Origin of the sequence: Pseudomonas sp., from assembly GCF_050739655.1 — a bacterium.
Classification (GTDB): Bacteria; Pseudomonadota; Gammaproteobacteria; order Pseudomonadales; family Pseudomonadaceae; genus Aquipseudomonas.
The window spans coordinates 1-5,895 of sequence record NZ_JBOIBY010000163.1 but is presented as its reverse complement, the minus strand read 5'-3'; the positions used below and the strand labels follow the sequence as shown (position 1 = coordinate 5,895).

Annotated in this window: 7 protein-coding genes; all 7 read right to left on the bottom strand. The window is 55.3% G+C overall.

The window, feature by feature from the left end:
* Positions 1–783, bottom strand: a 783-nt coding sequence (locus ACRESJ_RS07790; RefSeq protein WP_431757384.1) for a sigma-54-dependent transcriptional regulator, incomplete at its 3' end; no start/stop codon positions are given.
* A gap of 173 nt (positions 784–956) precedes the next feature.
* A complete protein-coding gene (locus tag ACRESJ_RS07785) occupies positions 957–1,253 on the bottom strand; it encodes a flagellar protein FliT (protein ID WP_218542753.1) in 297 nt (98 codons plus the stop codon).
* 10 nt (positions 1,254–1,263) lie between these two features.
* Complete coding sequence (gene fliS, locus ACRESJ_RS07780) at positions 1,264–1,659, bottom strand: flagellar export chaperone FliS (protein WP_431757383.1); 396 nt, start codon at positions 1,657–1,659, stop codon at positions 1,264–1,266.
* Positions 1,660–1,847: 188 nt separating this feature from the next.
* The gene (fliD, locus tag ACRESJ_RS07775) at positions 1,848–3,263 is read right to left on the bottom strand and encodes a flagellar filament capping protein FliD (protein WP_431757382.1); all 1,416 of its coding nucleotides are present in this window, start codon (positions 3,261–3,263) and stop codon (positions 1,848–1,850) included.
* Positions 3,264–3,345: 82 nt separating this feature from the next.
* Complete coding sequence (locus ACRESJ_RS07770; protein WP_431757381.1) at positions 3,346–3,711, bottom strand: flagellar protein FlaG; 366 nt, start codon at positions 3,709–3,711, stop codon at positions 3,346–3,348.
* 74 nt (positions 3,712–3,785) lie between these two features.
* Entirely contained in the window at positions 3,786–4,631 is an 846-nt protein-coding gene (locus tag ACRESJ_RS07765) for a flagellin domain-containing protein (RefSeq protein WP_431757380.1), read from the bottom strand.
* Between the two features lie 306 nt (positions 4,632–4,937).
* Positions 4,938–5,864, bottom strand: a complete 927-nt coding sequence (locus ACRESJ_RS07760; RefSeq protein WP_431757385.1) for a ketoacyl-ACP synthase III — start codon at positions 5,862–5,864, stop codon at positions 4,938–4,940.
* Positions 5,865–5,895 lie beyond the last annotated feature (31 nt).

Below are 5,895 nucleotides of genomic sequence, written 5' to 3'. Positions count from 1 at the left end.
CACGCGCAGCAGCTTGACCTGCATCGGCAGCGGCATGTCGCCGATTTCATCGAGGAACAGGGTGCCGCCATTGGCCAGCTCGAATCGACCGGCGCGGCTGGTGATCGCCCCGGTGAAGGCGCCCTTCTCGTGACCGAATAACTCGCTTTCCAGCAACTCGGCCGGGATCGCCCCGCAGTTGACCGGCACGAACGGCGCTTCGCGGCGCTTGGAATGGTAGTGCAGGTTGCGCGCAACCACTTCCTTGCCGGTGCCGGACTCACCGAGGATCAGCACGCTGGCATCCGTATCGGCGACTTGCTGCATCATCTGACGGACGTGTTGAATCGCCCGGCTGGTGCCGACAAGACTGCGGAAAAGATTGGGCTCGCGATGCCGACCGCGCTCGCGGGCCTCGTCGTACATCTCGCGATAGACCTGGGCACGGTGCAGCGAATCGAGCAACTTGCTGTAGCTGGGCGGCATTTCGAGAGTCGAAAGCACTCGACGACGCTGGTCTTCCGGCAGGTCAATGGAAGAATTTTCGCCCATTAACAAAACCGGAAGGAACTCATCCCATGTCGAGAGTGTCTTAAGCAAGCCCAGAAGTGCACCAGGAGCATTGACCGTCCCGATGAGGACACAGATTACTTCACGACTTGACGACAAAGAGCCGACAGCCTGCTGCCAGTCATGGCTACCGCAGGGTAAATTTTCTTCGCCAAGAAAATTTAAAATCACCGCCAGGTCGCGGCGGCGGACGCTATCGTCATCAATCAGCAGAATTTTGGTTTCACGCCACATGCAATAGCAACTTCCCTAGTCAACTCAATGCCCAAAATGTTGGGGCAAGCTAGACGCTTGCAGACACGTTATGCCTGAAGACGACTGAAATCTGGAACCAGCCACTAGTTAAGTCAAAAAACCGTGCACAGTCAAATTTATGGCGCACTATATCTGGATTAACTTGGGGTTAATTAACCAAACAGATGGTAAACCTTTGATGCCTTTTGTGCTTGGTTGATCTGCGACATCTCATCGACAATTGCCTGCCTTTCCCCCGTTGCCGCCTCAAGCAGCTGCTTGTAGACCCCTAGCAACTCCTCAAGATTATCGCGCAACGCTGCCTCGTCTACCGTAGCCTCACTCAAGACGTCTTCCATGCAGGAACGGCAAGCCAGGTCCAACTCCCCAATGGCTTCCCAGTTACGCTCGGCCAGAGCGTCTACAAGACCTTCACGGGTTTGTTCGATTCGCTGCAATACAAGACTCATGGCGATCTCCTTAAAACTGAGGACCTGGCGCGGCAATTGCGTCCCAGCCGTCCTTGACGGTGCGAAGCAGATCGGCGACTTCGTCCAGAATCGTTGGATCTGTCTTGATGTTGGCCTCGACCAGACGCTTCATCATGTAGGCGTATAGATTGTCCAGCTCACCGACGGATTCGATCGAGTTTTCAAGGTCCAGACCTTCACGCAAACCGCCGACAATGCCGATAGCTTTGCCGATCAGCACACCTTTACTCGGAATATCCTTGCGCTCCATGGCACCCTTGGCCTGGGCAATTCGATCCAGACCACCCTCCATCAGCATCTGTACAAGACGATGGGGACTGGCTTCGGAAGTCTGCGCCTGAGCGCCAATCTTCTGATACTGCCGAAGGGCTAACATCGGATTCATGTTTTACCTCATCAAAACGCTAGTGTTCGTATGATCCATGTATCGACCACGCGTCAAAAAACTTTAGCCAGGGTGCCGGGGCCGGTTAGCGCATGCTTCACCTGGTCTGTTTTTTGGCGCTTCCCAAAATAAAAAGCCCGACACACTGGAGCGTGCTGCCGGGCTTTTGCGTCAACGCGCTAGCAGCACTAGGAGTTCCTTTGCTGCGCCGTCATGGCTTCAAATATCGAAGTAATGTTGCTGGCCGTAGCTTTCAGCTTGCCCACCAGAGAATCCATATCGTTGTATTTTTTGGTCAACACCGCAGTCAGTGTTGCTACCCGCCGATCGAGGGCCGCTTGCTGCTCGACCAGGTTGGCTTTGTTCTTGTTCAGATTGGTGGTGCGAGTATCAAGGATCTCCCCCGTTTGGGTGTAAGGGACAATCGCCTTGTCCATTCGCTCCAGCAAGCCACCGGTCCCGGTAAAGAACGCCTGAACCTCACCACCCAGGCTCTTGTCGCTCATTGCCGCAGTGAACTTGGTGCTATCGAAGTCCAATGCACCGGTCTTCTGATTGGTGGTGATACCCAATTGCGCCAGCACGGTGAGCTTATCCCCTGCCCCGGTCTCGGTCAGCGGACCACGGATAGCCGCCAGAATGGAGCGCGGCAGCGCGTCCCCGGTCAACGCAGCAGCGACCGTTGGCTTACCATCACTGTCGAGGGTGGGCTTGGTCAGCGTGCCAATGCTGCTGACTACCGCGTTGTAAGCATCGACGAACTTCTGGATCGAGGCCTTCAAGCCATCGGTGTTAGTCGCCACCGTCACCGTCGACGTGGCCCCACCCCCAGCCAACAGATTGAAGCTCAAGCCCGAGACTGCATTGTCGATGGTATTGGTTTTACTGGTCATGCTCAGACCGTCGACCGAGAACTTCGCATCGGTTGCCGCATCGCCGATACGCCCGGCACCCGGTGGAGCAAGCGGATCTGAAGGATCACCGGCCATCGCCTGATTGCCGTTTATGGTCATCACACCACTGACGGAAATTTCAGACCCCGCCCCAGTGGCCGAAGAGCCCAGCACCAGTCGCGAGCCGTCTTTGTCGGTAATGATGTTGGCGTTGATGCCATCGCCTTGGAATTTGCTGTTGATCAGGTCACGGACCGATTGCAGGGTCGCACCGGCCGGGACGTCAAGGGCGTAGTCCTTGTTGTTCAGTGTGATCGTCAGTGGCCCCTCTGCAACAGCGCTGCTTGCATTTGCAAAGACTTCGCTGGCGACTTTGGCCGAGGTGGCAAGGTTATCGACTTTGATAACGTAGCTGCCCTTGACCGCCGAGTTATTGGAGGTGGCGGTCACAACCTTGACATCGGAAGAGCTTGCAGCGAAACCCGAGAACTGCGGCGTTGTGGCACTGCCGAGGTTCTTCATCGCGGTCTGAAACGCCGCCAACACCGACTTCAGGGTGCCAATGCCAGAAAGACTCGCGGTGGTGATCTTTGTCTGCCGGTCGATCTGCGCCTGCTTGGCCACCTTGTCTGCGTCGACCAGGGCCTTGACGATAGAAACGGTATCCAGGCCGGAACCCAGCCCCGTACCCGGTAGAATTGGACTTGCCATGTGCATCTCCCTTCAGTTTTTCGCCAGCCGCTTGACTCTTACTGCGCCGTAAAGACCGGTGCAACACTTTTCATGCCAACCTTCAGGCTTCGGCGCTGAACAACAGGCTGCTCGCATCATTCAAGCTATTGGCCAGCTTCAGGACTTCTTCATTGGGGATCTGGCGAACCACTTCTCCCGACTCACTGGCTATGACCTTGACCACCACTTGGCCGGAGGCCTCGTCGATAGAGAACTCCAGATTACGCTTGACCGATTGCACGAACTTTTCAATTTCCTGAACAGCCGCTTTCAGCTTGTGTTGTTCGGTTTCCTTTCCATTGCTTTGATCCTCGAGATCGGCGACTGGCGTCACATTCGTTCGAGGCTTTTCCAGCGTTTGTTCCACGACTGGCGCCGGGGATTTGGCAACAGGGTAAGACAAGTTCAGCTTGACGCTCATATCCATGTCGATTACCTCACTAAAGCAAAAAAGCGGGAGAGCACGGCCAGCGCACTCTCCCGCCAACATTCAACCGGCGATTACTGAAGCAGTTTCAGTACAGCGGAAGGCAGTTGGTTGGCTTGCGCCAGGATAGCGGTGGACGCTTGTTGCAGAGTCTGCTGCTTGGTCATCTGAGCGGTTTCAGCGGCGAAGTCGGTATCTTGTACGCGACCCAGTGCGGCGCTGGCGTTTTCGTTGATGTTTTGCAGGTTGGAGATGGTGCTGGTCAAACGGTTTTGCGAAGCACCCAGGTTGGAACGCAGGGTGTTGATTTTGCCCAGCGCCAGATCGATGTTATCGATCGCGGTTTTGGAGGTAGCAGCATCCGTGAGAGCATCGGCATTCACACCCAAACCAGTTGCATCCATCGCGGTGGAACCCAAATCCAGGACAATCGTGTCATCTGTAGTGGTACCGGAACCCACCTGAATGTCGAGCTTGCCGTCAGCAGCGGCACCGGCCGTACCAGTCAGCAACTTGGTGCCATTCAAGTTGGTGCTGTTTGCAATACGGCTCAGTTCCCCGGCCATCGCCTTGAACTCTGTATCCAGTGCAGTACGGTCGGTAGCGGTGTTGCTATCGTTACGAGCCTGAACACCCAGCTCACGCATACGCTGCAGAATGTTGGAGGACTCTTGCAGAGCGCCTTCAGCGGTCTGAGCCATCGAGATACCGTCGTTGGCGTTTTTGATCGCCATGGTCTGGCCGCGAATCTGGCTGGTCATGCGGGTAGCGATTTGCAGACCGGCAGCGTCGTCTTTGGCGCTGTTGATTTTCAGGCCGGAAGACAGACGAGTCATCGAGGTGGACAGAGCATCGGAAGCGCGGTTCAGGTTCTTCTGAACGTTCAACGATGCAACGTTAGTGTTTACGGTTAAAGCCATGACGAATTCCTCGTTGGTTGGGTACTGCGGTTTCCGGCCCTGGCAACCGCCGGGTATGGCCTAGAGAACCTTCGTAATAGTTATCGTCGCGTTGGCAGGTTGCTTTAGGGTTTTTTGAAAATATTTTGCCATCACACTGCCACCTCAAACAAAAACAATGGGTTAGCACCACAACGAATAAAAAATGGCGCCAGAGAACTGTCGAGCGCAATGTCATAGACGCATTTCTACCCATAAAATTCGGGCACAAAAAAAAGCGCTCAAGGAGAAACCTTGAACGCTTTTTTTGTGCCCGGGCTTAATGACTCAAGGGCGATAAATGATCGCCGACCCCCAAGACAACCCCACACCAAACCCGCTCAATGCTACGCGTTTCCAGCTGGAGTCCAAAACGTGCTTCTCCAACAGCAACGGAATGCTCGACGACACGGTGTTACCGGTCTCGACCATGTCCTTGATGAACTTCTCGGGTTCCCCCTCGAAACGCCGCGCCACCGCGTCGACAATCGCCGCACTGCCCTGATGAATGCAAAATGCGTCGATATCGTCGGCCGTCAGCCCTGAATCACTGAGCAGTTCGTGCAAATGTGCGGGAACCTTGAGCAGCGCAAAATTGAACACCTGGCGACCGTTCATGAAGAACACCCCGTCAGTAACCTTCAAGTGCGGCGCACCGGAGCCGTCGGTGCCGAACTTGGCTTTGCCCAGCTGCCAGGGCGCCTCTTCGCCCATCCACGTAGCGGTAGCCGCATCACCGAAGAGCATTGTGGTGTTGCGATCTTCCGGATCAACGATCTTGGAATACGGATCGGCGGTCACCAGCAGGCCATTCTTCAGGCCCGCGGCTTCCATGAAGCCCTTGATCGCATAAATCCCGTAGACGTAACCGGAGCACCCCAGGGATATATCGAACGCGGCGACACTGGTCGGCAGGCCGAGCTTGTCCTGAACGATGGCTGCGGTGTGTGGCAAGCCTTCTTCGTCGCCGTTCTGGGTGACGACGATCAACACATCGATGGATTCACGTTTCAAATCGGGATTATTGGCGAACAGCGCATTGACTGCTTCGACACACAGGTCCGAAGTTTCCTGCCCGTCGTCCTTGCGCGGCAGGAAGGCCGAACCGATTTTGCCCAGGATGAACGCTTCATCCTTCTCGAATTTTGCACCTTGTGCGTAATTGTCCACGCCGGCTACAGGAACGTAGCTCGCAATGCTTTTTATGCCAATCATTACGGCTTCCCAATAATAAACAGCCCAATAC

Excerpts from the sequence above, each read along its gene's own strand:
- ACRESJ_RS07785 (WP_218542753.1), bottom strand. The coding sequence starts at position 1,253 with ATGAGTCTTGTATTGCAGCGAATCGAACAAACCCGTGAAGGTCTTGTA.
- ACRESJ_RS07770 (WP_431757381.1), bottom strand. The coding sequence starts at position 3,711 with ATGGATATGAGCGTCAAGCTGAACTTGTCTTACCCTGTTGCCAAATCC.
- fliD (WP_431757382.1), bottom strand. The coding sequence starts at position 3,263 with ATGGCAAGTCCAATTCTACCGGGTACGGGGCTGGGTTCCGGCCTGGAT.
- fliS (WP_431757383.1), bottom strand. The coding sequence starts at position 1,659 with ATGAATCCGATGTTAGCCCTTCGGCAGTATCAGAAGATTGGCGCTCAG.
- ACRESJ_RS07760 (WP_431757385.1), bottom strand. The coding sequence starts at position 5,864 with ATGATTGGCATAAAAAGCATTGCGAGCTACGTTCCTGTAGCCGGCGTG.
- ACRESJ_RS07765 (WP_431757380.1), bottom strand. The coding sequence starts at position 4,631 with ATGGCTTTAACCGTAAACACTAACGTTGCATCGTTGAACGTTCAGAAG.